We start from the raw sequence: 24,897 nt of genomic DNA, 5'->3' as shown, positions 1-24,897 counted from the left end.
GCATTCAATTCATGACTACAAAACAAGAAAAAACTGTTGGTCAAAGTTGACCAACAGTTTTTCTATTGATACGACATTACTCGATAATGGAAGTAACAGCACCTGCACCTACCGTACGACCACCTTCACGAATGGTCAAACGAGTTCCTTCTTCAATCGCGATTGGAGCGATGAGTTCAACTTCCATTTCGATGGTGTCACCAGGTACAACCATGTCAACATCACCAGGTAGGTTAATTACGCCGGTTACGTCAGTGGTACGGAAGTAGAATTGAGGACGATATCCGTTAAAGAATGGGGTATGACGGCCACCTTCTTCTTTGGAAAGGATATAGACTTGTGTTTTAAATTTGGTATGTGGGTTCACAGTACCAGGTTTTGCTAGCACTTGACCACGTTGAATATCTTTACGCTCGACACCACGGAGCAATGCACCAATGTTGTCACCTGCTTGAGCAGTATCAAGGATCTTACGGAACATCTCAACACCTGTACATACCGTTTTACGAGTTTCACCAAGTCCTACGATCTCTACTTCTTCACCAGAGTTGATCACACCACGTTCAACACGTCCGGTAGCAACGGTACCACGACCTGTAATGGTAAATACGTCTTCAACTGGCATCATGAATGGTTTGTCTACAACACGTACAGGCTCAGGTACATAGTTGTCAACTGCATCCATTAACTCATGAATTGCTTGTGCATATTCACCAGTTGGGTTTTCTAACGCTTTAAGAGCAGAACCTTTGATTACTGGAACATCGTCACCAGGGAATTCGTATTCACTAAGTAATTCACGAACTTCCATTTCTACGAGTTCAAGCAATTCTTCATCATCGACCATATCTACTTTATTAAGGAAAACTACGATATGACTTACATCCACCTGACGAGAAAGCAAGATATGCTCACGAGTTTGAGGCATTGGGCCATCAGCAGCGGATACAACCAAGATTGCACCATCCATTTGCGCAGCACCGGTGATCATGTTTTTTACATAGTCAGCATGTCCTGGGCAGTCAACATGTGCATAGTGACGTTTTTCAGTTTCATATTCAACGTGAGCAGTTGAAATGGTGATTCCACGCTCTCTCTCTTCAGGTGCGCGGTCAATTTGATCGTAAGCAGTAGCTTGCGCACCACCATCTTGGGAAAGAACGGTTGTGATTGCAGCTGTTAAAGTTGTTTTACCATGGTCAACGTGACCGATTGTACCGATATTGACGTGTGGTTTTGTACGTTCGTATTTTGCTTTTGCCATTCGTTTACATCCTCCCTTTAAGACAAGAACAATTTGATAGATTTATGATCTGTAAAGATCAAAATTATATGAAATGACTACTCTTGACTGTTAGCCAGTTCATCCTGGATATGTTTTGGAACTTCTTCGTAATGATCGGTTTCCATCGAGAAAACACCACGACCCTGAGTACGTGAACGCAAAGTATTCACATAGCCAAACATTTCAGCTAGCGGAACCATCGCATGAATCACTTGTGCACCTGCTCGTGTATCCATACCCTCAATGTTTCCACGACGGGAATTAAGATCACCCATTACATCCCCCATATACTCTTCAGGAACCGTTACTTCTACTTTCATGATCGGCTCAAGGAGTACAGGGTCACATTTTGCTTTTGCTGCTTTAAGTGAAATGGAACCAGCAAATTTAAAGGCCATCTCAGATGAGTCAACATCATGATAAGAACCATCAAAGAGTGTTGCTCGAACATCGACCATTGGATAACCAGCAATCACACCATTTTGCATTGCTTCCTCGATTCCATTTTGTACGGCTGGGATGTACTCACGAGGAATCGATCCACCCACGATCTTATTCACAAACTCAAAGCCAGCACCTTCTTCAAGCGGCTCATACTTGACCCATACATGCCCATATTGACCACGTCCACCTGATTGTCGAATATATTTTCCTTCGACTTCAGCAGAACCGCGGAATGTTTCTTTATAGGCAACTTGAGGAGCCCCTACACTTGCATCAACTTTAAATTCACGCTTGAGACGACTTACAATAATTTCGAGATGAAGTTCTCCCATTCCTTCGATGATCGTCTGTCCAGAGTCTTCATCTGTGCTAGCACGGAATGAAGGATCTTCCTCGGATAACTTACCCAATGCGATCGCCATCTTATCTTGGTCTGCTTTTGTCCTAGGTTCAATCGCAACCTTGATCACTGGCTCAGGGAAATCCATTGATTCAAGAATAATGGGCTGCTTCTCATCACAGAGCGTTTCACCCGTTGTCGTATCTTTTAAACCAACCGCTGCTGCGATATCACCAGCATAGACTGTATCGATCTCTTCACGGCTATTCGCATGGAGCTGCACAATCCGTCCAATCCGTTCACGCTTTCCTTTGTTCGCGTTATAAACGTATGAACCGGAGGTTAACGTTCCAGAGTAGACACGGAAGAAGGTTAGTTTTCCGACATAAGGATCTGTCATAATCTTAAAAGCAAGTGCTGAGAAAGGTTCATCGTCACCAGCTTTACGCTTCGCCCCAGTACCATCTTCTAATTCACCTGAAATCGCGGGAATATCAAGTGGAGAAGGTAGGTAATCGACTACTGCATCAAGTAATGGTTGAACACCTTTGTTTTTATAAGAGGAACCACAGAGAACAGGCGTAATCATAACATCACAAACACCTTTACGCAAAGCTGCGCGAATTTCATCTTCTGTGATTTCTTCTCCTTCGAGATACTTCATCATGAGTTCTTCATCGAGTTCCGATACTGCTTCAATCAATGCAGTACGATACTCTTCTACTTGTTCTTTATATTCATCAGGAATCTCGATTTTCTCCGACTGAGTGCCCAAGTCATCTGTATAGATAATTGCTTCATTTGTGATGAGGTCGATCATCCCTTTAAAAGTCTCAGAAGCACCAATCGGAATTTGAATTGGCACTGCATTAGCTCCCAGACGATCTTTCATCTGTTCTACAGAGCCAAAGAAGTCAGCACCAATGATATCCATTTTATTGATATATGCAATTCGCGGAACATTATAGCGATCCGCTTGTCTCCAAACAGTTTCAGACTGGGGTTCTACGCCACCTTTTGCGTCGAACACGCCAATCGCTCCATCTAACACGCGCAATGAACGCTCAACTTCAACGGTAAAATCAACGTGACCAGGTGTATCAAGAATATTAATCCGATGGTTACGCCACTGAGCCGTTGTTGCGGCAGAAGTAATGGTAATACCTTTTTTCTGCTCCTCTTCCATCCAGTCCATCGTCGCGTTCCCTTCGTGAACCTCCCCGATTTTATGAACACGACCCGTATAAAAGAGAATTCGCTCAGTTGTAGTTGTTTTACCGGCATCGATATGAGCCATAATGCCAATATTGCGTGTGTTTTTCAAGGAGAACTCACGTGCCATCGGTATTTCTCCCTTCATATACACAATTGCTAAAGATTACCAACGATAGTGTGCAAAAGCTCGGTTCGCTTCGGCCATTCGGTGTGTATCTTCGCGTTTTTTAACAGATGCGCCAGCATTGTTTGCTGCATCAATAATTTCATTTGCAAGACGTTCTTGCATGGTTTTCTCATTACGTAGACGTGCATAGCTCACGATCCATCGAAGTGCTAGGCTGATGCGACGCTCAGGCTTTACTTCTACTGGTACTTGATAGTTTGCTCCACCAACCCGACGGGCTTTTACTTCAAGTACTGGCATCACATTTTTAAGTGCTTGCTCAAATACTTCCATCGGATCTTTATTTGAGCGTTCCCGAATAATCTCAAATGCATCATATAAAATCCGCTGAGCGACTCCCTTTTTGCCATCGTACATCAATCGATTGATCAAACGGGTGACCAACTTACTGTTGTAGATCGGATCAGGTAGTGTATCACGTTTTACAACGGGACCTCGTCTTGGCATTTGTTCCCCTCCTTATCTGTTACTCATTTTTGCTTATTTCTTTGGGCGTTTGGCACCGTATTTAGAGCGACCTTGCATCCGATTTTGCACACCAGAAGTTTCTAATGCACCACGAACGATATGATAACGTACACCAGGCAAGTCTTTTACCCGTCCACCGCGAATTAAGACAGCGGAGTGCTCTTGTAGATTATGACCAATCCCAGGAATATAGGCTGTCACTTCGATTTTATTGCTAAGACGTACACGAGCATACTTACGCAAAGCAGAGTTAGGCTTTTTAGGGTTCATTGTTGCCACACGAGTACATACTCCTCTTTTTTGTGGAGAACTCTGATTGGTCGATGTCCGTTTAAAGGTGTTGTAACCAAATTGCAACGCAGGTGCTTTTGATTTCACAGTTCTTTTCTTACGACCTTTACGTACTAACTGATTAATGGTAGGCATCCGTCCCACCTCCTTTTTCAATATAAGGGATGACTAAGACCACAGTTCCAGGTGTTCGCTATTGGCGTAAAGGAAAAGCGCTATTTAGCCTGCGCTCTCCTGTATGATCAATCCTTCACGATTGCAGCCGTCGCTGCCTTCACCTCAATGCCACAGGCTTGACCCAATCTTTTCATTGAATCAACGTAAAGAACGGCAACCCCGCGACTACGACACAAGGAGATAATTTGATCGACCAGTTGTTGATCAGCATCAGTTGCAACCACAACTTCCTGGGCTCTACCTTGTGTAATCGCTTTAATGGTCTGCTTTTTCCCGATCATCAATTGGTTTGCTTGTTTCACTTTATCATAAGACATCAATCAGCCCTCCAAAGTGATTCATTCCAAGCACACGAAGATATATTAACACCTCAAATTGGTGAAGTCAACGTCCACATACAACTTCAATGGAATTGATTATCTGCTCCACTTACTTCTTCTCACACAAATCAATGATGAAAAGGGTAGGAGAACCCAATTTCAGGCTTGAATTCTCCTACATATCGAAGTGAATCAATATTAATCAACCAAGACCGTCTCTTTTCTCTCTTCTTCAGAAACTTCAAATGTGTCAGTTGGGAAATTCACTTGCAATGTGCGATATCGGTTCATACCCGTTCCGGCTGGAACCAATTTACCAATGATTACATTTTCTTTAAGTCCTAACAATCGATCTACTTTTCCTTTTATAGCTGCATCAGTCAAGACACGTGTCGTTTCTTGGAAAGAGGCCGCAGATAGGAAGGACTCCGTTTCCAGTGAAGCTTTCGTAATCCCCAACAAAATAGGTCGGGCGACAGAAGGCTCTCCACCTTTTTCAAAGACTTTTCGATTCGCCTCTTCATATTCATGAATATCAACGACAGAACCTGGCAACAGGTCAGTAGAACCTGAATCAGTGATCCGCATTTTTCGCATCATCTGTCTGATCATCACTTCAACGTGCTTATCGTTAATCTCCACACCTTGTAAACGATAAACTTTCTGTACCTCTTGCAAGATATACTCCTGCACACCACGGGCGCCTTTCACTTGCAAAAGTTCTTTTGGATCAGCAGATCCATCTGTCAACTCATCACCAGCTTGTACTTCATCACCCTCGAAAACTTTGAGGCGTGAACCATACGGGATGCTATGAATTTTTGTTTCGACTTCGCCTTCGATTTCAACTTCCCGTCTGTCCTTGACCTCTTGAATACTAGCTACACGACCTGAGATTTCACTAATGATCGCTTGTCCTTTAGGATTTCTCGCTTCAAATAGCTCCTGAATCCTTGGCAGACCTTGCGTAATATCATCTCCTGCCACACCACCGGTATGGAAGGTACGCATTGTGAGCTGAGTCCCCGGTTCACCAATTGACTGTGCTGCGATAATTCCAACAGCTTCACCAATCTCGACTGGCGTACCCAGAGCAAGGTTTCGACCATAGCACTTCTTACAAACCCCATGTCTTGTTCGACAGGATAAGACACTACGAATGACGATTTCTTCAATGCCGGAAGCGATTAATGTATTGGCAATCTCTTCATCGATTAATTCGTTGCGACCTACAAGTATTTCATTTGTTTCAGGATGGCGAACCGTTTGGAACGCATACCGTCCTACGATTCGATCATATAAATCTTCAATAATTTCATTGCCATCTCGAATGCTGCTGACCAACAAACCACGATCTGTTCCACAATCGACTTCTCTTACAATCACATCTTGTGCAACATCGACCAAGCGACGAGTCAAATAACCAGAGTCAGCCGTACGAATCGCCGTATCAGCAAGTCCTTTTCTCGCACCATGTGTAGAAATGAAGTACTCTAACACGGTGAGACCTTCACGGAAGTTGGTACGAATCGGTTGTTCAATAATACGACCAGCAGGGTTTGCCATCAATCCACGCATACCTGCGAGCTGAGTAATCTGAGATGTGTTACCCCGTGCCCCAGAGTTAGCCATCATATAGATCGGATTATATTTACCCATCTTATTCATCAGAATGCTCGATATCTGATCTTTTGCTTGGTTCCAGATCGTAATCACACGCTCATAACGCTCTTCTTCGGTTATCAGACCGCGGCGATACTGCTTCATGACCGCAGATACTTTTTGCTCCGCTTCTTCAAGGATCAATCGTTTTTCATCAGGAACTTTTACATCAGAAACCGACATCGTAAGTCCTGCTTTGGTGGAGTAGTTATAGCCCAATTCCTTCACTTTATCGAGAATCACTGAAGTTTCGGTTGTTCCAAAGCGTCGGAAACATTCCGCGATCACCGCTCCTAAGTGCTTCTTCATCAATGCGCCAGGATCGGACAATTTCTGAATAAATTCTTTGAGGTCTGTTCCCTTTTCATAGATGAAGAATCGATCATCTGTCCCAAAATTACTGGTCAATGGTTCATTTACATATGGGAAAGAAGCTGGCAATACCTCATTGAAAATCAATTTCCCTACTGTTGTCACAAACAGAGCATCTTGTTGTTTTTCAGTTAGGGTCGTTTTATTTAATGTTCGTGCAGGTACGACAATCCGGCTATGCAGTGTAACATATTCATTTTGATAAGCATTGATCGCCTCAGCAATCGAGTAGAAGATACTGCCCTCGCCAATGTCGCCTTCTTTCTCAATCGTCAAGTAGTACGCACCCAACACCATATCCTGAGATGGTGTAACCACAGGTTTACCATCTTTCGGATTAAGAATATTTTGTGCTGCTAACATCAATAGACGTGCTTCAGCTTGTGCTTCAGCAGAGAGAGGCACATGAACCGCCATTTGGTCACCATCAAAGTCAGCATTATATGCTGTACAGACCAATGGATGAAGACGAATGGCTCGACCTTCTACTAGAATGGGCTCAAATGCTTGAATACCTAAACGGTGCAATGTCGGCGCACGATTCAGCAATACTGGATGCTCTTTAATCACTTCTTCCAATACATCCCATACTTCAGGATGAACACGCTCAACTTTGCGTTTCGCACTCTTAATATTATGAGCGAGCCCTTTCGCTACAAGCTCCTTCATCACAAATGGCTTAAAGAGTTCTAAAGCCATCTCTTTTGGCAAACCACATTGATACATTTTTAGGTTAGGTCCGACAACAATAACAGAACGTCCAGAGTAATCAACACGTTTTCCCAACAGGTTTTGACGGAAACGACCCTGTTTCCCCTTCAACATGTGTGAGAGCGATTTTAATGGTCGATTGCCAGGACCGGTCACTGGACGACCACGACGTCCATTGTCAATCAGTGCATCAACAGCTTCTTGTAGCATCCGTTTCTCATTTTGAACGATAATATCAGGCGCACCCAAATCAAGCAGACGTTTGAGACGATTATTTCGGTTGATCACACGACGATATAAATCATTGAGGTCAGAAGTAGCAAATCGACCACCATCTAATTGCACCATTGGACGAAGCTCAGGAGGGATGACAGGCAGAACATCTAGTACCATCCAATCCGGTTGGTTACCAGAATGACGAAAAGCCTCTAAAACTTCTAAACGCTTTACCGCCCGATTTCGACGTTGTCCTTGAGCTGTATTTAGCTCCTCTTTCAGTTGCTCTACCTCTTTATCCATATCAATCGTCATCAAAAGACGTTTTATCGCTTCTGCACCCATCATCGCCACAAATGCAGTACCATACTTTTCACGATAACTGCGAAACTCTTTCTCAGACAAGAGTTGTTTCCGTTCAAGCGGAGTTGCTCCTGGATCAACCACAACATAAGAAGCAAAGTAGATCACTTCTTCCAAGGAACGAGGAGACATATCAAGCACAAGTCCCATCCTACTTGGAATACCTTTAAAGTACCAAATGTGAGAGACTGGGGCAGCTAGTTCTATATGCCCCATACGTTCCCGACGCACCTTTGCCCGTGTAACTTCAACACCACAACGGTCACAGACAACGCCTTTATAGCGAACGCGTTTATATTTCCCACAATGACATTCCCAATCTTTTGTCGGACCAAAAATCTTTTCGCAGAAAAGACCTTCCTTCTCTGGTTTTAGTGTCCGATAATTAATCGTTTCCGGTTTTTTCACCTCGCCGCGTGACCAGGAACGAATTTTTTCTGGAGAGGCGAGACCGATTTTCATAAATTCAAAGTTATTTACATCAAGCATGATGGGCATTCCTCCCACTCAGGATTCATCCCGTTGCACACATTGCTGTGTGCTACGATTAAGAAGTCGATTTTTCTTCCCCGCTGATCAACTCTAGGCCGAGTTTATCACCAACTGGCTCTTCATCTTCATCTAACTCTCGCATCTCGATCTCTTCTTCATCTTCGGATAGGATTTTCACATCCATTCCCAAACTCTGTAGTTCCTTAATCAAAACCTTAAACGATTCTGGAACACCTGGCTCAGGAACATTTTCGCCTTTTACAATCGATTCATATGTTTTAACCCGACCGACAACATCATCGGATTTCACTGTAAGAATCTCTTGTAGGGTATAGGCAGCCCCATATGCCTCAAGCGCCCACACTTCCATCTCTCCAAAACGCTGTCCACCAAATTGCGCTTTACCGCCCAGTGGCTGCTGTGTAACGAGAGAATATGGACCGGTGGACCGGGCATGTATCTTATCATCTACCATATGAGCGAGTTTGATCATATACATGACACCGACAGTGACGCGATTTTCAAACTCTTCACCTGTTCTACCATCTCGTAAAACAGCTTTTCCATCTCTAGTAAGCCCTGCTTCTTCTAGTGCGTCGAATACATCGCTTTCTCTTGCTCCATCAAAAACAGGCGTTGCCATATGCAGACCGAGCGCACGGGCGGCCATCCCTAGATGAACCTCTAATACCTGGCCAATATTCATCCGCGATGGAACACCTAATGGGTTTAAGACAACTTCAACAGGTGTACCATCAGGAAGGAATGGCATATCCTCTTCAGGTAAAATGCGGGCGATTACACCTTTATTACCATGTCGTCCAGCCATTTTATCCCCTTCGGATATTTTCCTCTTCTGAGCAATGTAGACATGAACCAATTGATTCACACCAGGAGCGAGATCATCGCCATTTTCACGGGTAAAGACCTTTACATCAACTACAATCCCGTCTTGACCATGTGGTACACGCAAAGATGTATCGCGAACCTCACGCGCCTTCTCACCAAAAATTGCATGAAGCAGCTTCTCTTCAGCGGTGAGCTCTGTTACCCCTTTTGGTGTTACTTTACCTACTAGAATATCGCCAGCCTTAATCTCTGCGCCTACACGTATAATTCCACGCTCATCCAGATTTTTCAGCGCATCTTCACCAACGTTGGGAATATCCCGAGTGATCTCTTCAGGTCCCAATTTTGTATCACGAGCTTCTAAATCGTGCTTTTCAAGGTGAATGGATGTGTACACATCTTCTTTTACAAGGCGTTCACTAAGTAGAATAGCGTCCTCGTAGTTATACCCTTCCCAAGTCATAAAAGCAACAACGACATTGCGACCAAGGGCTAATTCACCCATCTCAGTAGATGGTCCATCAGCTAGAACATCACCTTTTTTGACAACATCTCCATGTCGAACGAGCGGACGTTGATTAATACAGGTACCTTGGTTAGATCGGGTAAACTTGGTCAAACGATAACGATCCAAATCGCCTTTTACTGTAGTACCATCTACCTCATCTTCATGCCGCACCCAAATCTCATCTGCCGTTACTCGCTCCACAGTGCCGCCTCTTCGAGCAAGAATCATCACACCAGAATCACATGCCGCTTTATATTCCATACCTGTTCCAATGTATGGCGATTCAGGCTTCAGCAGCGGTACTGCTTGCCGTTGCATGTTAGAGCCCATTAACGCTCTGTTGGAGTCATCATTTTCTAAGAAAGGAATACATGCTGTCGCAACTGAGACCACTTGCTTTGGAGAAACATCCATGTAATCTACTCGTTCTGGCGGAACGGTTAGAAAGTCATGCTTATACCGCACACTCACCAATTCGTCCAAGAATGTTCCATCTTCTGCAATTGGCGCATTCGCTTGTCCGACGTAGTAGTTATCTTCTTCGTCTGCTGTTAGATAATCAATTTGGCTTGTCACCTTATTCGTCTCAGGGTCAACCCGACGATAAGGGGTTTCAATAAAACCATACTCATTAATTCGTGCATACGTGGAAAGCGAGTTGATCAAGCCAATATTGGGTCCCTCAGGCGTCTCAATCGGACACATCCGTCCATAGTGAGAATGATGGACATCACGCACTTCATATCCAGCACGCTCTCTTGTTAGTCCGCCTGGCCCAAGCGCAGACAAACGACGCTTATGCGTCAACTCAGAGAGAGGATTTGTCTTATCCATAAATTGAGAAAGCTGGCTACTTCCAAAGAATTCCCGAATGGAGGCGATCACAGGACGAATATTGATCAATGCTTGTGGTGTAATCGCATTTGCATCTTGAATGGACATCCGCTCACGAACCACTCTCTCCATTCTGGACAAACCAATTCGAAATTGGTTTTGCAGCAACTCACCAACCGAACGCAAGCGACGATTGCCAAGATGATCAATATCATCAGTAGAACCCACATTGTGCAATAGATTAATAAAATAATTGATAGAGGAAATAATATCAGCAGAAGTGATATGTTTTACACTCTGGTCAATTTCAGCATTTGAAATGACATGAATCACTTTTTCCTCATCAAGTGGTGAATAAATTTTAACGGTTTGTAGCAAAATCTCATCATCATCAGGCACGCCACCACGAACTTGATGAATTTTTCGACCAAAGGCACTCTCGCCAGTGATATGAGGTAGAATCCGATCTAGTAAACGACGTTCAAGAATTTGACCTGCTTCAGCTACTACCTCACCAGTTTCAAGGTCAACAATTGGTTCTGCTAGTTTCTGGTTTAACAAGCGATTTTTGATATGCAGCTTCTTATTGATCTTATAACGCCCAACATTTGCCAAGTCATATCGTTTAGGATCAAAGAAACGAGCATATAATAGATTACGGGCGTTTTCAGCCGTTGGTGGCTCACCTGGGCGAAGGCGCTCATAAATCTCAATTAATGCTTTTTCCGTGTTGCCTGTACTGTCTTTGTCCAATGAATTACGGACATACTCATCATCGCCGAGCAGATCGATGATTTCTGCATCACTACTAAAGCCTAATGCACGCAAAAGAACCGTCACTGGTATCTTTCGTGTGCGATCAATTCGCACAAAAATAATATCCTTAGCGTCGGTTTCCAACTCAAGCCATGCTCCGCGATTTGGAATAACAGTAGCAGTATAAGCAGGTTTTCCGTTCTTATCTATTTTCGTGCTATAATAGACGCTAGGTGATCTCACCAATTGGCTTACGATAACACGTTCAGCACCGTTATAGATAAAAGTCCCTGTTTCCGTCATTAGAGGGAAATCCCCCATAAAGACTTCCTGTTCTTTTACTTCTCCTGTCTCCTTATTGATCAGCCGCACTTTTACTCTTAAAGGAGCCGCATATGTTACTTCTCGTGCTTTGGACTCTTCTAAATCGTATTTAGGCTCGCCCAAACTATAATCAATAAACTCAAGAACCAAATTCCCTGTATAATCCTCAATCGGTGAAATATCTTGAAACATCTCACGTAATCCCACATCAAGAAACCATTGATACGACTTCTGTTGAATCTCAATTAGGTTTGGAAGTTCAAGCACTTCATTGATTCGAGCGTAGCTTCTACGTTGACGACGACCATACTGGACAAGTTTCCCAGCCAATAAAACTCCCCCCTCGTAACCAACTGATTCGATGCTTCTAGTTTTAACACATGTGTAACGCTTATAAAAATGACATCACACCATCAACCCCCGATATGAAGTTGGTGGCTACAATGGAATCATTGAAAAAATGATAAAGAATCTTTCTGATTGTAACTTGAAAAAAAGAAAATGAGTCAAATTTGCGATCCCTCATTTTTCCAACAAACCTATTTACCTATCTTATCCAATAAATCTACCGTTTAAACAAATGAATAGGAAAGAAATATCAAACGAAGTGCTGTTCCGAGGTGCAACATTGCTAGTTAGTTATGGTTGAGAGTTTCTGCAATTTATTACACTAGCACATGGCATTCAAGATGTCAATTCATCACCGCTCGAATTAACCAATATCCTTTATTCCGATTGACTACATCTACGATTGGATAGTAGTGACTCAGCTCTTGCACAGCGGACTGAGCGCCCTGTTGTTTCCGAATAACAACCCAAAGTCTACCATTAGGTGCTAAATAGGAAACCGAATCACGAAACCATCTATAGATCACTGCTTTCCCTGCTCGAATCGGTGGATTTGTCACAATTAAATCATAACGTTGATCTGATTGAAGTTGGGCAAAACCGTCACTTTCCATTATCTTCATGTTCTCCTGTAAGCAATGTCGAGCCCAGTTTTCCTTTGCCAACTGAACCGCACGCTCATTGATGTCGACCATCGTCATCTGGAGCTGTGAATAATGGACCCTAAGAGAAATACCAATTGCACCATAGCCACAGCCTAGGTCTAGTACACGATCTCCTGGCAAGACTTCAACATTCTCAATCAAAAATCGACTACCAAAATCCACACCTTGTTTCGAAAAGACACCCGAATCGGTAATAAAGGAAAATGGATGTCCCAAAAGGTTCGCCTGAATGATACGTTGATTTGATTCACTTTCAGGACGTTCCTTGAAGTAATGTTCCTTCACGGGACCTCCTCCTATCGATGAAAGCTACCCGCCTAAGCATTTAAACGGCGGGTAGTAATCTCATTACTTGATTTCTACTGTAGCTCCAGCAGCTTCGAGTTCTTCTTTTAGCTTTTCTGCATCATCTTTGCTGATGCCTTCTTTGATTGGTGCAGGTGCGCCATCAACAAGTGCTTTTGCTTCTTTTAATCCTAAGCCAGTCGCTCCTCGTACCGCTTTGATAACTTGAATTTTGGAAGAACCAGCGGTAGCCAAGATCACATCAAATTCTGTTTGCTCTGCTGCAGCACCAGCATCGCCTTGTACGACCATTTGTGGAGCAGCTGCTGTCACGCCAAACTCCTCTTCAATTGCTTTAATTAAATCATTAACCTCAAGTACGGTCATATTCTTTACCGCTTCGATAATATCGTTTTTCGTCATTGATAAAACCTCCCATAAATGTTTTAAGCTTGTTCTTGCTCTTGCTTTTGATCAGCAACTGATTGAAGGGTGAGAGCCAAATTGCGAACAGGTCCTTGTAAAACACTAAGTAACATCGAGATGAGACCTTCACGTGATGGCAAGGAAGCAATCGATTTAATCTCATCGAGCGAAACCACTTTCCCCTCCACAACACCTGCTTTGATTTCCAATTGCTCATTTTCTTTCGCGAAATTATAAAGAATCTTAGCTGGAGCAACTACATCTTCATTACTAAAAGCGATTGCAGTTGGCCCAATCAGATGTTCATTCAGTTCTGACAGGTCAGTTTGCGTAGTAGCTAAACGAGTTAAAGTATTTTTTAACACTTTATACTCAATACCAGCCTCACGCAGTTGTTTACGAAGTTCAGTAACCTGAGCCACATTTAGACCTTTATAGTCAGTCACAATCGTACTTTTACTTTCTGAAAGACGTGTTGCGATTTCTTGCACGACTGCTTTCTTTTTTGCTAATTTGTCTGTCATAGCTGCACCTCCGTTCCAATGATAAAATAGAAAAAAGCCTTCGTAGACATATGAAGGCCTTACATACACACTTCGCCCATGTGTATCACACTTCACCTCGGTAGGATTTATGTGAAAACTCACACCTACTGTCTACGGCTTTACACTATTTGCTTAACAAATCCAATCTAGCGTATCGAAGCTGACTCAGAATGTCAAGCTTTATCGTACGCTAAATTCAGTCGATTGAACTGGCACTCCAGGGCCCATGGTTGAAGAAAGTGTAACGCTCTTCATATAAGTTCCTTTTGCAGCAGCTGGCTTTGCTTTGAGGAGCGCATCTGCCAATGTTTGTAGATTTTCTGCTAATTGTTCAGCTGCGAAAGAAACTTTCCCGATTCCGACATGCACATTACCAGATTTATCTGCACGGTATTCTACTTTCCCTGCTTTAATCTCATTTACCGCACGTTCCACTTCAAAAGTTACCGTACCAGTTTTCGGGTTAGGCATGAGACCTTTTGGTCCAAGAATACGGCCCAAACGTCCAACTTGTCCCATCATATCAGGAGTTGCGACAACGACATCAAAGTCGATCCAACCTTGTTGAATCTTATTTATATAATCATCATCACCTACATAATCTGCTCCTGCTGCTTCTGCTTCTTTTGCCTTTTCACCTTTTGCAAAAACGAGTACGCGCTTTGTTTTACCTGTTCCATGAGGCAATACAACGGCACCTCTAACCTGTTGATCCGCTTTCTTCGTATCGATACCTAGACGAAAAGCGACTTCAACCGTTTCATCAAATTTAGCTGGGGCAATCTCCTTTACCAATTCGATTGCTTCAGTTGATGAATATAGCTTCTCTTTTTCTACTTTTTCAACTGCTTGACGATAATTTTTACCATGTTTTGGCATTTGTATCCTCCTTTGTGGTTATAGCGGATGTACCTCCCACTTAGTTAGAGGTTAGGAATAAAAGCATTTATTCTGTTACTGTGATTCCCATGCTACGCGCTGTTCCTTCAATGATCCGCGTTGCACCCTCAATATCAGCTGCGTTCAAATCTTCCAATTTTAACTCAGCAATCTCACGAACTTGATCCCGTGTTACAGATGCTACTTTATTACGATTAGGCTCACCGGAACCTTTATCCACTTTTGCAGCCTTTTTAAGCAAAATGGCAGCAGGTGGCGTTTTGGTAATGAAATCAAATGAACGATCCTCATATACCGTAATCTCAACTGGGATCAGTAAACCTGCCTTATCCTGTGTGCGATCATTAAATTCTTTACAGAAGCCCATGATGTTTACACCAGCTTGCCCCAAAGCTGGGCCGACTGGACGCCCTGGTGTCGCTTTACCAGCTTCTACCTGTAACTTGATCACACGAGTCACTTTTTTGGCCATCTATATTAGCCTCCTTCTATTTGTGGTTTTCGGGTAACTTCCCTCCCACAGTGAACCGAGCATCGATCCACGGCAGAACGCGCTTCGGTATGACCGCCGAAACGCAAACAAAGACACTGTAGCACAAAAAACAAAAAAAAGAAAGTCCAAGACTACATCTTCTCAACTTGTGAAAAGTCGAGCTCTAAGGGTGTCTCCCGCCCAAACATATTGACTAACACGCGAAGCTTGGATCGACTGATATCCACCTCTTCAATCGTTCCCACAGTATTTGCAAAAGGCCCTTCTTTTACTTTAACCGATTCAGCAATTTGGAAGTCGACTGTCGCCTTCGCTTCTTCCATACCCATTTGTTCTAATATGTTCTGAGCTTCGTCCGGCATAAGGGGGGTGGGTTTTGAACCTGCTCCAGCCGAGCCTACAAAACCTGTTACACCTGGGGTATTACGCACGACATACCACGAGTCATCAGTCATCACCATCTCAACAAGAACATAGCCAGGGAAAACTTTCCGCATGACTGTTTTCTTTTTACCATCTTTATGTTCAATTTCTTCTTCCATCGGAACCAAGACACGAAAAATCTTGTCTTGCATTTCCATGGAGTGAACTCGTTTTTCCAGGTTTGTCTTTACTTTGTTCTCATAACCTGAATATGTGTGTACCACATACCAATTTTTTTCCATATTACTAAGGGATAATCCCCTTTCCCCCCTTATGGATTTGGTCTCATCATTTTGTAATGATTTGAACCAGTTTCGCAATACCTAAATCAATAACAAAGAAGAAGAGTGTAATTATGACAACAGTTGCCAAGACAGTAAGTGTATACTTCATCATCTCACGACGACTGGGCCAACGTACCTTTTTCAGTTCTTGGTAGCTTCCGCGAAAAAAGCCGGCTGTACCTGTGACGCTGTTTCTGATACCTTTACCAACACTGGCAAGAAACGCCATCTTTTCGTCACCACCTTCCGCGATCAAAGCGAACGCTGCTACTTGGTCTCACGATGAACCGTATGTGAGTTACAACGTGGGCAATATTTTTTCATCTCCATACGATCTGGATGTTTTTTCTTATTTTTGATCTTCGCATAGTTGCGTGAACGGCATTCTGTACATGCAAGTGTAAGTTTCGTCCGCATTTGTAGCACCTCCTACGGTAATGTAACTTATGAAACGGCAAATATGGGTGAAGATTTCCCCAACCCATCTGTTCATCCGTATCCTATGGATTTCTTGGAAATACCCAGACCACGTTATCATAAGAACCCAGTAATGTCAATAATGAAAGAGTTCTCATCTTCTTAAAAGAGAGTAATAATCCATCATTCGACTCTAACTGACGAATGATAAAAGAAAAAATCCCCATGATAGCAGGAGATTTTTTAATATTGTCGAAATAGTTAGAATAAAGTCGGCTATTACTGGCACTTACTTTCATCATTTGATTTCGACTCACATAGAGACTTCTCGAATTTTCAAGTACTTCTCTAGCTTTCTCTTTACTCGCTGCAACGCATTATCAATCGATTTTACGTGTCGATTTAAGTCGACAGCGATCTCTTGATATGAGCGTCCGTCCAAATAAAGCATCAAAACCTTTCGTTCAAGATCACTTAATATTTGTGAAATTTTATCCTCGATGTCGTTATATTCTTCTTGGCTGATGTAATGCTCTTCTGGATTGGATAAATTTACTGTCAATTTATCCCAGAGCGTACGATTTGAATCTTCATCGTGGATTGGTTTATCAAGAGAGATATAGGAATTGAGTGGAATATGCTTCTGGCGTGTCGCAGTTTTGATAGCAGTGATAATCTGCCGAGTGATGCATAACTCTGCAAATCCTTTAAAAGACGACAGCTTGTCCCCTCTAAAATCTCGAATTGCCTTATAAAGGCCGATCATACCTTCTTGCACAATATCTTCATGATCTGCACCAATTAAGAAATAGGATCGAGCTTTTGCACGAACAAAATTCTTATACTTGTTCATTAAAAACTCTAGTGCATCTCCATCTCCTAAACGGACACCGCTTACTAGCTCCTCATCGGCCAAGTCTTTATATTCCATTGATCTATCATAAACGGTTGAATCACTAGATTGAAGATTTACACTCACAGTCATCCCCCCGACTTATCACTTTAGCCGTCTACCCATCGTTTTTTATCTAGACCCGTTTAGAGAGTCAAAGATTATTATATCCGAACTTAGAAATGAAGGTCAATTGATATTCCTGCTTTGACCACTCCCTATGCATACATGCAAAGGTTTCTTGCAACAGGCGACACAAGCTTGGCTTTACACCACTTAAAACAGCAAAATTTGCTACTGGTACAGGCAATATAGAAAGATTTCTTAGTTCTTTCGTCTCCACTGTTCTAATTTCTGTCTGATATCATGCGAGATGCGATCCATTAATTTAGGCTTTTTCTGCATCTGATCTTGTTGATGGATTCGTTTTTGCAAACGCTGATTCATTTGGCGAATCTCTGAAAGCAGCTCTCTCCCTGAAATCCGATAAGCTCCTTGTCCGAAAATCATTCTCTGTTCTAGAAAATCAGAAGTGGCAACAAAAATATGACGTCCAGGTTTTCGATATTTCCTGACAAAACGCTCAATCCACTCATCCGCTGTCTCATCTTGTCGAGTAAAAAATATCTCAATTCCTTCCTGACGCTGCTTTACTTCTGCGCCAGGAGTTAAATGTGCATCAAAAACTAAATAAACCCTACGTCCTGTAACTGCCTGATACTCAGAAAGTGCTGCTGACAATTCCGCTCGTTTTTGCTCTAATCGCTCTGGAATCCACTGAAAACCCTGCTCCATGCCTATGATATTATAGCCATCTACGATAAGCCATTCTTCTATTTCTACATTCATGCGAGGCCTCGATGTCGAACTACCTCATACATAAATATCCCAGCTGCAACTGATGCATTAAGCGAGGAGACTTGTCCGAGCATAGGTAAGCGAACGAGAAAATCACATCTCTTTTTCATCTGCTGCCGAATTCCTTTTCCTTCATTGCCAATTACCAATGCAATCGGTGCTTTGTAATCGACATCTAAATAGGATTGGGATGCCTCGCCATCGCTCCCTACAAGCCATACTCCTTGAGATTGCAATTGCTTCGCTGTCTGGCTCAAATTCGCAACGCGGACAACAGGTACATGTGCTACAGCGCCTGCTGAGGTCTTAGCAACAATCGGTGTCAATCCCACGGCTCTCCGCTTAGGTAAAATCACTCCATGTACACCACTCGCGTCAGCCGTACGAATAATCGAGCCAAGATTATGTGGGTCCTCAATCCCATCTAAGAGCAAGAAAAATGGTGGTGCACCTCGATCTGAAGCTCGCTTGAAACATTCCTCTAGACTGGCATAGCGAAACGCTGCCTGCCTCGCCATCACCCCTTGATGTCTTCCACCAGAGGCTAGCTGATCCATACGTGAGCGGGGAACCCATTGATAAGGAATCCCTCGTTCATGTAATTGATCTAAGAGACTTTTTATACCATTTTTCTGAATACCTTCTGCGAATAAGACTTTCTCGATCTCACTCTCTGAACGAAGTGCTTCTAGAACAGCTTGTCTCCCATATATCCACTCTTGATCCATATTTTCTCTCTGTTACGAAAAACTCATCAACAAGATATAACTAAATTATAGCAAAATTTCCAAATAATACAATCGATGAGTGCAAATGTAACAGAACTACACCTCCTTTTCCCTTTTTTTCTGTCAATTATCCCAAATTAACCAATTTATATAGCAATCAAGTCCTATGAAATTGATCATCATTAAGACTTTCGTTTCCAGCGCACCCCTTGTGGGGTATCTTCTAACAAAATTCCTTTTGCTGCGAGTTCATCACGAATTTGATCTGCTTCTTGGTAATTTCGATTTGCCCTAGCTTGTTGCCGTTTTTCGATTAACATTTCGATTTCATGGTCTAATATCTCGGCTTCACTTAGTTCTACCAATCCAAATAACGTTTCGCCATAAAGAGAAAACCAATCGATAATTGCTTGTAAGGAACCTTGATTTGCCTGCTGAGCAACTTCTTCATTGGCTAACTTTGCAGCTTCAAACAATACACTAATTGCATTTGCTGTGTTTAAATCATCATTCATCGCAGCTTTAACTTTATTAGAGAGCCGTTCTAGCTTTTCTGTCAAAACAGGTTTCACATCGCCTGGCTCCGCTTGCTTTAACAAATGCTGTACATTATTCACCGCTGTCTGTAATCTCTCTACTGCTGCCTCAGCTTGTTCCATTACCTGTTTGGTAAAGGTGATCGGTTGACGATAGTGTACAGAGAGAAGAAAATAACGAATCGCAGGAGCTGAATACTCACTTCTTAAATCTACAACTCGCTTCACATTGCCAAGGGATTTTGCCATTTTTTGATCGCCCATCTGTATAAAGCCATTATGAAGCCAATATCGAGCAAAAGGTTGACCTGTTAAAGCCTCACTTTGAGCAATTTCATTTTCGTGATGCGGAAAGCAAAGGTCTACTCCACCAGCATGAATATCCAAAGTATCCCCTAAATACTTTTTTGCCATAACTGAGCATTCAATATGCCATCCTGGTCGACCTGGCATTCCCCAGGGTGTTTCCCAAGAAATTTCACCAGGCTTCGATGCTTTCCAGAGCGCAAAATCGAGCGGATCTTCTTTTTGATCGTTTACTTCAACTCGGGCGCCTATCTTGAGATCTGCTACAGTCTGCTGGCTAAGTTTTCCATAATCTGTTTTACGCTTTGTACGGTAGTAGACATCTCCTGCTACTTCATAAGCATAGCCATCTGCTAAGAGTTGTTGAATCGCCTCTATCATCTCTGGAACATGTTCTGTTGCCCGTGGATGAACATCAGCACGTTCCACCCCTAAATGATCCATATCTTGAAAGTATGCATCAATATAGCGCTCGGCAACCTGCTCTACCGACTCACTCGTTGTTTTCGCTGCTTCGATCAAACGATCATCCACATCAGTAAAATTTTGAACATATGTTACCTCATATCCGGCTTGACGAAGATAACGACGCATGACATCAAAAAAAACAAAGACCCTCGCATTTCCGATGTGGATATAATTATACACAGTTGGTCCACATACATAGATTTTGGCATGGTTCCCATCAACTGTATAAAATTCTTCTTTTTTTCTCCCTAATGTGTTATAAAACTGCATAATATTGATCCTCCATTAACCAACTTCAATATGACTTATGATCTTAGCATACGTGTCTTATTTCTTCTTATCACTTTTTAATACAGAAATCTCTGCACGTAATAATTCGATTTCTTGATTCATCACACGTATTGTCTCCATGATCGGATCAGGAAGATTCACCTGATCCAAATCTTCTTGTACACGAATCCCATCCTGTACAACTACCCGACCAGGAACACCCACTACGGTAGAATTTGGTGGAACTTCGCGTAAGACTACAGAACCTGCACCAATCTTAGCACTTCTTCCTATCCGAATGGAACCCAAAACCTTCGCACCTGATGCAATCATGACATGATCTTCTACTGTTGGATGGCGTTTCCCCTTTTCCTTGCCAGTACCACCAAGTGTTACCCCCTGATAAATTGTTACGTTTTCGCCAATTTCACATGTTTCACCAATCACCACACCCATCCCATGATCGATGAAACATCCTCTGCCAATCATAGCACCAGGATGAATTTCTATCCCTGTTAAAAAACGGCTGACTTGAGATATAACGCGAGCAATCAAGTAAAATCGATATCTATATAAAATATGGGCAATACGATGTGACCAGATGGCATGTAATCCCGAATAAGTTAAGACCACTTCAAATCGATTTCTAGCCGCTGGATCTCGATCTAAAACTGCTTGAATATCTGAGCCCAATACAGCAATAAACTGTCTAATTCGACCCATCAAACCCATACGTTCTAATCCCCCTCTTAAACAAAAAGTCTCTGTAGCGTATGCTACAGAGACGGTAAAATTCCGCGGTTCCACTCTGTTTGGACATTTTATAAAAAAGTAATCCCACTTTTTGTCTGATAACGGAGACACCGGATGGCCTATTAAGTATGTAAAAACATACCGTTCAGCGCATCTGCTCGTGGGCGCACTTCAGACCGAGTGAAAAGGAGAGCTTTTCACCAACCAGCTCCTCTCTGTACCCTTCACTTTCCTACTCTCCCACTCAAACGCGCTTTCTGATTAAAAATATATTTAAAACCTTATCCTCTAGCTGCTGATAAGATGTTCTTCTTATTTGATGAACCAGACCTATTTTATCCTATTTATGGGAGTGGAACAAGGATTTTTAGAAGTGGTTAGACTCTTTATTTATTAATGAAACAACAGCAATAGCGGCAATGCCTTCTCCACGCCCAACGAAACCAAGTGTTTCTGTTGTGGTTGCTTTGACATTAATATTCTCTATGGATGTTGAAAGCAGCTTCGCGATCTGCTTTCGGATCAGCTCAATATATGGAGACATTTTTGGTTGCTGGGCTACAATTGTAGTGTCTAAATTCCCTAATCGATATCCTTGCTGTGTCGCCATCGACCAAACATCAAGGAGTAATTTTTTACTATCAATATCTTTATATAGAGGGTCCGTATCAGGGAAATGCTTCCCAATATCTCCTAATGCAAGCGCACCTAATATGGCGTCACAGATTGTATGTAGTAAAACATCTGCATCTGAATGTCCTAACAACCCTTTCTCAAAAGGAATCTCTATTCCCCCCAAAATTAACGGACGCCCCTCAACTAATCGATGAACATCATACCCTTGTCCGAATCGAATCATCCTTTTTTAAACCTCTCATCTGAAATATTGCTTCTGCAAATAACAGATCATCCGGTGTGGTGATCTTTATATTTGTATATTCACCTTCAATGATTTTCACAGGAAATCCCAATTCCTCGACTAACATCGAATCATCTGTTGCGAATAGCTTTCCATCCGCACGTTGATGAGCTTTCCACAACAAATCACGCTGAAAAGCTTGAGGAGTTTGAATTGCCCATAATGACTGGCGCTCTATCGTTTGACTTACATAACGACTATCATCACTTCGTTTCACTGTATCTTTCATAGGTACAGCTGTGACCACCGCTTGTTCAACCCTTACTAGATCAATAATTCGCCCTACTAGATCACTCGTGACAAAAGGGCGTACTGCATCATGAACTAGTACATAATCGGTGGTCAACTGCTGTAATCCTAAGAAGACGCTTTCTTGCCGCTCACGTCCTCCTGGTACTACCTTCTTCACTTTTGACAGATGTTCTCGATCAAGCCACTCATAACAACGCTCAATCTCATCCGCTCGAGTCACTACCACAATTTCGTCCACTTGTGGGTGCGAGTCAAATATCTCCAATGTATGAACCAAGATCGGTGAATGATGTAAAAATAAAAACTGCTTACTCTCTTTAGTCCCCATCCGCTTTCCAACGCCAGCAGCGGGTATGACAACACCAACGCTCACCCAGATGTTCTCCTTTCAAAGTTACCCTTATCTCGCCCCAATATTTCGTGACCTCTTAGTGAGACGTTCAAAATGGAACATGATTACAACTCTGTAATCCGAGTTTTTCTATTCTAGTAGTGAGTTTACCAAAGATTGATCTGACATGCGAGAGGGATCAACCACCACATTTATCAATCCAGGGTGACTATAGCGCTTTTTCAAGTAATTTGGGCTTTGCAAAAATCATCCGACCTGCTGAAGTTTGCAGCACACTGGTAACCAATACATCAATCCGATCACCTATAAACTCACGACCACCTTCAATTACAATCATGGTTCCATCATCGAGATAAGCAACTCCCTGACCATGTTCTTTCCCATCTTTGATTACTTGAACATTAATCTCTTCACCAGGGAGAACAACAGGTTTAACGGCATTGGCTAAATCATTGATATTGAGTACATCTACTCCTTGTAGCTCACATACCTTATTCAGGTTAAAATCGTTGGTCACAACTTTTCCTGAAAGAACTTTTGCGAGCTTGACAAGTTTACTGTCAACTTCACTCACTTCTTCAAAGTCACCTTCATAGATGAGAACTCTTACCTGAAGCTCTTTTTGAATCTTATTCAAAATGTCAAGACCACGTCGACCTCGATTCCGCTTTAAAACATCAGATGAATCAGCAATGTGTTGCAGCTCTTCTAATACAAAACTAGGAATAACAAGCGTCCCCTCTAGAAAGCCAGTTTGACAAATATCAGCAATCCGCCCATCGATGATCACACTGGTATCTAAAATTTTGTGTTCAGGCCGCTCCACTTCCTCTTTTTTCTGCTTACTCTCTTTCCCTTGACGCCCAAGGGTAAAGATACTGATCAACTCATCACGTTTTTTATAACCTACGCGGAAACCTAGATATCCTAAAAGACCTGAAACGACAAAGGGAAGAACTCGAGATAAACCTGGTATCGATAGCTCCGAAAGAGGTTGTTGAACAAGAAAAGCAATGATCAATCCAAATATGAGTCCTAAAGCACCAACCAGTCCATCAGCAGCAGGAATTCGAACCAGTCGTTCTTCACTCCATTTGATCCATTTCACTACGTGATCAGAAAACCAAAATGTAGCGACAAAAAGCAAAATAGCTCCTAGACCAGCACCAAAATATTGTGGACCAGGCACTTCAGGAAAATCTAACGGCGATTGATGAAGCACTAGGAAAAACTTCGGCCCTAAATAATACCCAACAGATCCTCCGATCAATGTAAAGGCGAGTTCAACAAACCGTTTTAACATAGGAGCTCCACCTCCTCTCATCAAACCATCTGAATAGCTTCCAACTTTTTTCGTTGCCCCTTTCAGAAAAACAGTGTGGAGATTCTATTGCTACTATCTCATTATAGACAATCTAACGAAGAGGAAACCCATCTATTTAAAAATTTTCTCCGAAATTCATTTATCCTCTGCTACAAAAATGCCATCTATCATCTCAAATGCTTGCTCTTCACGTACATCCTTTGCTAAGACTAGCTCACTGATCAAAATCTGCTTTGCATTATCAAGCATCTTTCGCTCACCTGTAGATAGACCTTTTTCATTATCACGTAGCATTAAGGCACAGACTACTTCTGCAACATCGTAGATATCTCCACTTTTCATTTTATCCAAATTCGCCCTGTAACGGCGATTCCAATTTGCACTGTCATGCTCTTCTTGTGTGCGCATGTGTTCAAGTACCGATTGGGCAGTTTCTCCGTCAACAATTCCACGCAATCCGATGTTCTCCACGTTGTTAAGTGGAACCATTACTTTCATATCACCAATCGGCATACGCATGACATAATACTTCTGACGTTCTCCAAGTATTTCTTTTTCTTCTATTGACTCAATAATTCCTGCACCATGCATCGGATACACGACTCGGTCGCCAATATTGAACAAGCATGCCACCTCCAG

Annotated in this window: 25 protein-coding genes and 2 other annotated features; all 25 genes read right to left on the bottom strand. The window is 42.5% G+C overall.

Going from position 1 to position 24,897, the window contains the following annotated elements; genetic code table 11:
* Positions 1-76 precede the first annotated feature (76 nt).
* Positions 77-1,264, bottom strand: a complete 1,188-nt coding sequence (gene tuf, locus BUB71_RS12520) for an elongation factor Tu (protein ID WP_073155168.1) — start codon at positions 1,262-1,264, stop codon at positions 77-79.
* A 77-nt stretch (positions 1,265-1,341) separates the two neighbouring features.
* Entirely contained in the window at positions 1,342-3,411 is a 2,070-nt protein-coding gene (gene fusA / locus BUB71_RS12515; protein ID WP_073155167.1) for an elongation factor G, read from the bottom strand.
* Positions 3,412-3,447: 36 nt separating this feature from the next.
* On the bottom strand, positions 3,448-3,918 hold the full coding sequence (gene rpsG, locus BUB71_RS12510) for a 30S ribosomal protein S7 (RefSeq protein WP_073155166.1): 471 nt from the start codon (positions 3,916-3,918) through the stop codon (positions 3,448-3,450).
* Between the two features lie 33 nt (positions 3,919-3,951).
* Positions 3,952-4,365: a 30S ribosomal protein S12 gene (gene rpsL / locus BUB71_RS12505; RefSeq protein ID WP_073155165.1), complete on the bottom strand. Its 414-nt coding sequence runs from the start codon at positions 4,363-4,365 to the stop codon at positions 3,952-3,954.
* Between the two features lie 107 nt (positions 4,366-4,472).
* Positions 4,473-4,724: a 50S ribosomal protein L7ae-like protein gene (locus BUB71_RS12500; RefSeq protein WP_073155164.1), complete on the bottom strand. Its 252-nt coding sequence runs from the start codon at positions 4,722-4,724 to the stop codon at positions 4,473-4,475.
* 201 nt (positions 4,725-4,925) lie between these two features.
* Positions 4,926-8,540, bottom strand: coding sequence for a DNA-directed RNA polymerase subunit beta' (rpoC, locus tag BUB71_RS12495; protein WP_073155163.1), 3,615 nt, complete (start codon positions 8,538-8,540; stop codon positions 4,926-4,928).
* A 58-nt stretch (positions 8,541-8,598) separates the two neighbouring features.
* Positions 8,599-12,144: a DNA-directed RNA polymerase subunit beta gene (rpoB, locus tag BUB71_RS12490; protein WP_073155162.1), complete on the bottom strand. Its 3,546-nt coding sequence runs from the start codon at positions 12,142-12,144 to the stop codon at positions 8,599-8,601.
* Between the two features lie 362 nt (positions 12,145-12,506).
* Positions 12,507-13,112 (bottom strand): class I SAM-dependent methyltransferase, encoded by a 606-nt coding sequence (locus BUB71_RS12485; protein ID WP_073155161.1) that lies wholly within the window; start codon positions 13,110-13,112, stop codon positions 12,507-12,509.
* Between the two features lie 63 nt (positions 13,113-13,175).
* Positions 13,176-13,535 carry a 50S ribosomal protein L7/L12 gene (gene rplL, locus BUB71_RS12480; protein WP_073155160.1) on the bottom strand — a complete coding sequence of 120 codons (360 nt, stop codon included), beginning with the start codon at positions 13,533-13,535 and terminating at the stop codon, positions 13,176-13,178.
* 23 nt (positions 13,536-13,558) lie between these two features.
* On the bottom strand, positions 13,559-14,062 hold the full coding sequence (gene rplJ / locus BUB71_RS12475; protein WP_073155159.1) for a 50S ribosomal protein L10: 504 nt from the start codon (positions 14,060-14,062) through the stop codon (positions 13,559-13,561).
* A 21-nt stretch (positions 14,063-14,083) separates the two neighbouring features.
* Positions 14,084-14,218 (bottom strand) — a sequence feature (ribosomal protein L10 leader region).
* A 45-nt stretch (positions 14,219-14,263) separates the two neighbouring features.
* On the bottom strand, positions 14,264-14,962 hold the full coding sequence (rplA, locus tag BUB71_RS12470; protein ID WP_073155158.1) for a 50S ribosomal protein L1: 699 nt from the start codon (positions 14,960-14,962) through the stop codon (positions 14,264-14,266).
* Positions 14,963-15,029: 67 nt separating this feature from the next.
* Complete coding sequence (gene rplK, locus BUB71_RS12465; protein WP_073155157.1) at positions 15,030-15,455, bottom strand: 50S ribosomal protein L11; 426 nt, start codon at positions 15,453-15,455, stop codon at positions 15,030-15,032.
* Between the two features lie 152 nt (positions 15,456-15,607).
* Complete coding sequence (nusG, locus tag BUB71_RS12460) at positions 15,608-16,141, bottom strand: transcription termination/antitermination protein NusG (RefSeq protein ID WP_073155156.1); 534 nt, start codon at positions 16,139-16,141, stop codon at positions 15,608-15,610.
* 46 nt (positions 16,142-16,187) lie between these two features.
* The gene (gene secE / locus BUB71_RS12455) at positions 16,188-16,412 is read right to left on the bottom strand and encodes a preprotein translocase subunit SecE (RefSeq protein WP_073155155.1); all 225 of its coding nucleotides are present in this window, start codon (positions 16,410-16,412) and stop codon (positions 16,188-16,190) included.
* Positions 16,413-16,450: 38 nt separating this feature from the next.
* Positions 16,451-16,600, bottom strand: a complete 150-nt coding sequence (gene rpmG / locus BUB71_RS12450) for a 50S ribosomal protein L33 (protein WP_073155154.1) — start codon at positions 16,598-16,600, stop codon at positions 16,451-16,453.
* Between the two features lie 83 nt (positions 16,601-16,683).
* A complete protein-coding gene (locus BUB71_RS12445) occupies positions 16,684-16,917 on the bottom strand; it encodes a hypothetical protein (protein ID WP_073155153.1) in 234 nt (77 codons plus the stop codon).
* The gene (gene sigH / locus BUB71_RS12440) at positions 16,914-17,585 is read right to left on the bottom strand and encodes an RNA polymerase sporulation sigma factor SigH (protein WP_073155152.1); all 672 of its coding nucleotides are present in this window, start codon (positions 17,583-17,585) and stop codon (positions 16,914-16,916) included. Before sigH ends, BUB71_RS12445 begins: the two co-directional genes overlap by 4 nt.
* Positions 17,586-17,816: 231 nt before the next feature.
* Positions 17,817-18,341 (bottom strand): NYN domain-containing protein, encoded by a 525-nt coding sequence (locus tag BUB71_RS12435; RefSeq protein ID WP_084731521.1) that lies wholly within the window; start codon positions 18,339-18,341, stop codon positions 17,817-17,819.
* Positions 18,338-19,078: a 23S rRNA (guanosine(2251)-2'-O)-methyltransferase RlmB gene (gene rlmB / locus BUB71_RS12430; protein WP_073155151.1), complete on the bottom strand. Its 741-nt coding sequence runs from the start codon at positions 19,076-19,078 to the stop codon at positions 18,338-18,340. The genes BUB71_RS12435 and rlmB overlap by 4 nt, the downstream gene beginning before the upstream one ends.
* Positions 19,079-19,260: 182 nt before the next feature.
* The gene (gene cysS, locus BUB71_RS12425) at positions 19,261-20,658 is read right to left on the bottom strand and encodes a cysteine--tRNA ligase (RefSeq protein ID WP_084731519.1); all 1,398 of its coding nucleotides are present in this window, start codon (positions 20,656-20,658) and stop codon (positions 19,261-19,263) included.
* A 57-nt stretch (positions 20,659-20,715) separates the two neighbouring features.
* On the bottom strand, positions 20,716-21,390 hold the full coding sequence (cysE, locus tag BUB71_RS12420) for a serine O-acetyltransferase (protein ID WP_245815600.1): 675 nt from the start codon (positions 21,388-21,390) through the stop codon (positions 20,716-20,718).
* A 45-nt stretch (positions 21,391-21,435) separates the two neighbouring features.
* Positions 21,436-21,669, bottom strand: a binding site (T-box leader).
* A gap of 109 nt (positions 21,670-21,778) precedes the next feature.
* On the bottom strand, positions 21,779-22,270 hold the full coding sequence (gene ispF / locus BUB71_RS12415; protein ID WP_073155149.1) for a 2-C-methyl-D-erythritol 2,4-cyclodiphosphate synthase: 492 nt from the start codon (positions 22,268-22,270) through the stop codon (positions 21,779-21,781).
* A complete protein-coding gene (ispD, locus tag BUB71_RS12410) occupies positions 22,245-22,955 on the bottom strand; it encodes a 2-C-methyl-D-erythritol 4-phosphate cytidylyltransferase (RefSeq protein WP_422785142.1) in 711 nt (236 codons plus the stop codon). The genes ispF and ispD overlap by 26 nt, the downstream gene beginning before the upstream one ends.
* A 187-nt stretch (positions 22,956-23,142) precedes the next feature.
* On the bottom strand, positions 23,143-24,237 hold the full coding sequence (locus BUB71_RS12405) for a PIN/TRAM domain-containing protein (protein WP_073155147.1): 1,095 nt from the start codon (positions 24,235-24,237) through the stop codon (positions 23,143-23,145).
* Between the two features lie 156 nt (positions 24,238-24,393).
* Positions 24,394-24,891, bottom strand: a complete 498-nt coding sequence (locus tag BUB71_RS12400; RefSeq protein WP_245815620.1) for a CarD family transcriptional regulator — start codon at positions 24,889-24,891, stop codon at positions 24,394-24,396.
* Positions 24,892-24,897: the final 6 nt, after the last annotated feature.

The organism is Seinonella peptonophila (genome assembly GCF_900129355.1).
GTDB lineage: Bacteria > Bacillota > Bacilli > Thermoactinomycetales > Thermoactinomycetaceae > Seinonella > Seinonella peptonophila.
The sequence above is the reverse complement of the archived record's forward strand: the minus strand, read 5'-3'. Positions and strand labels throughout refer to the sequence as shown.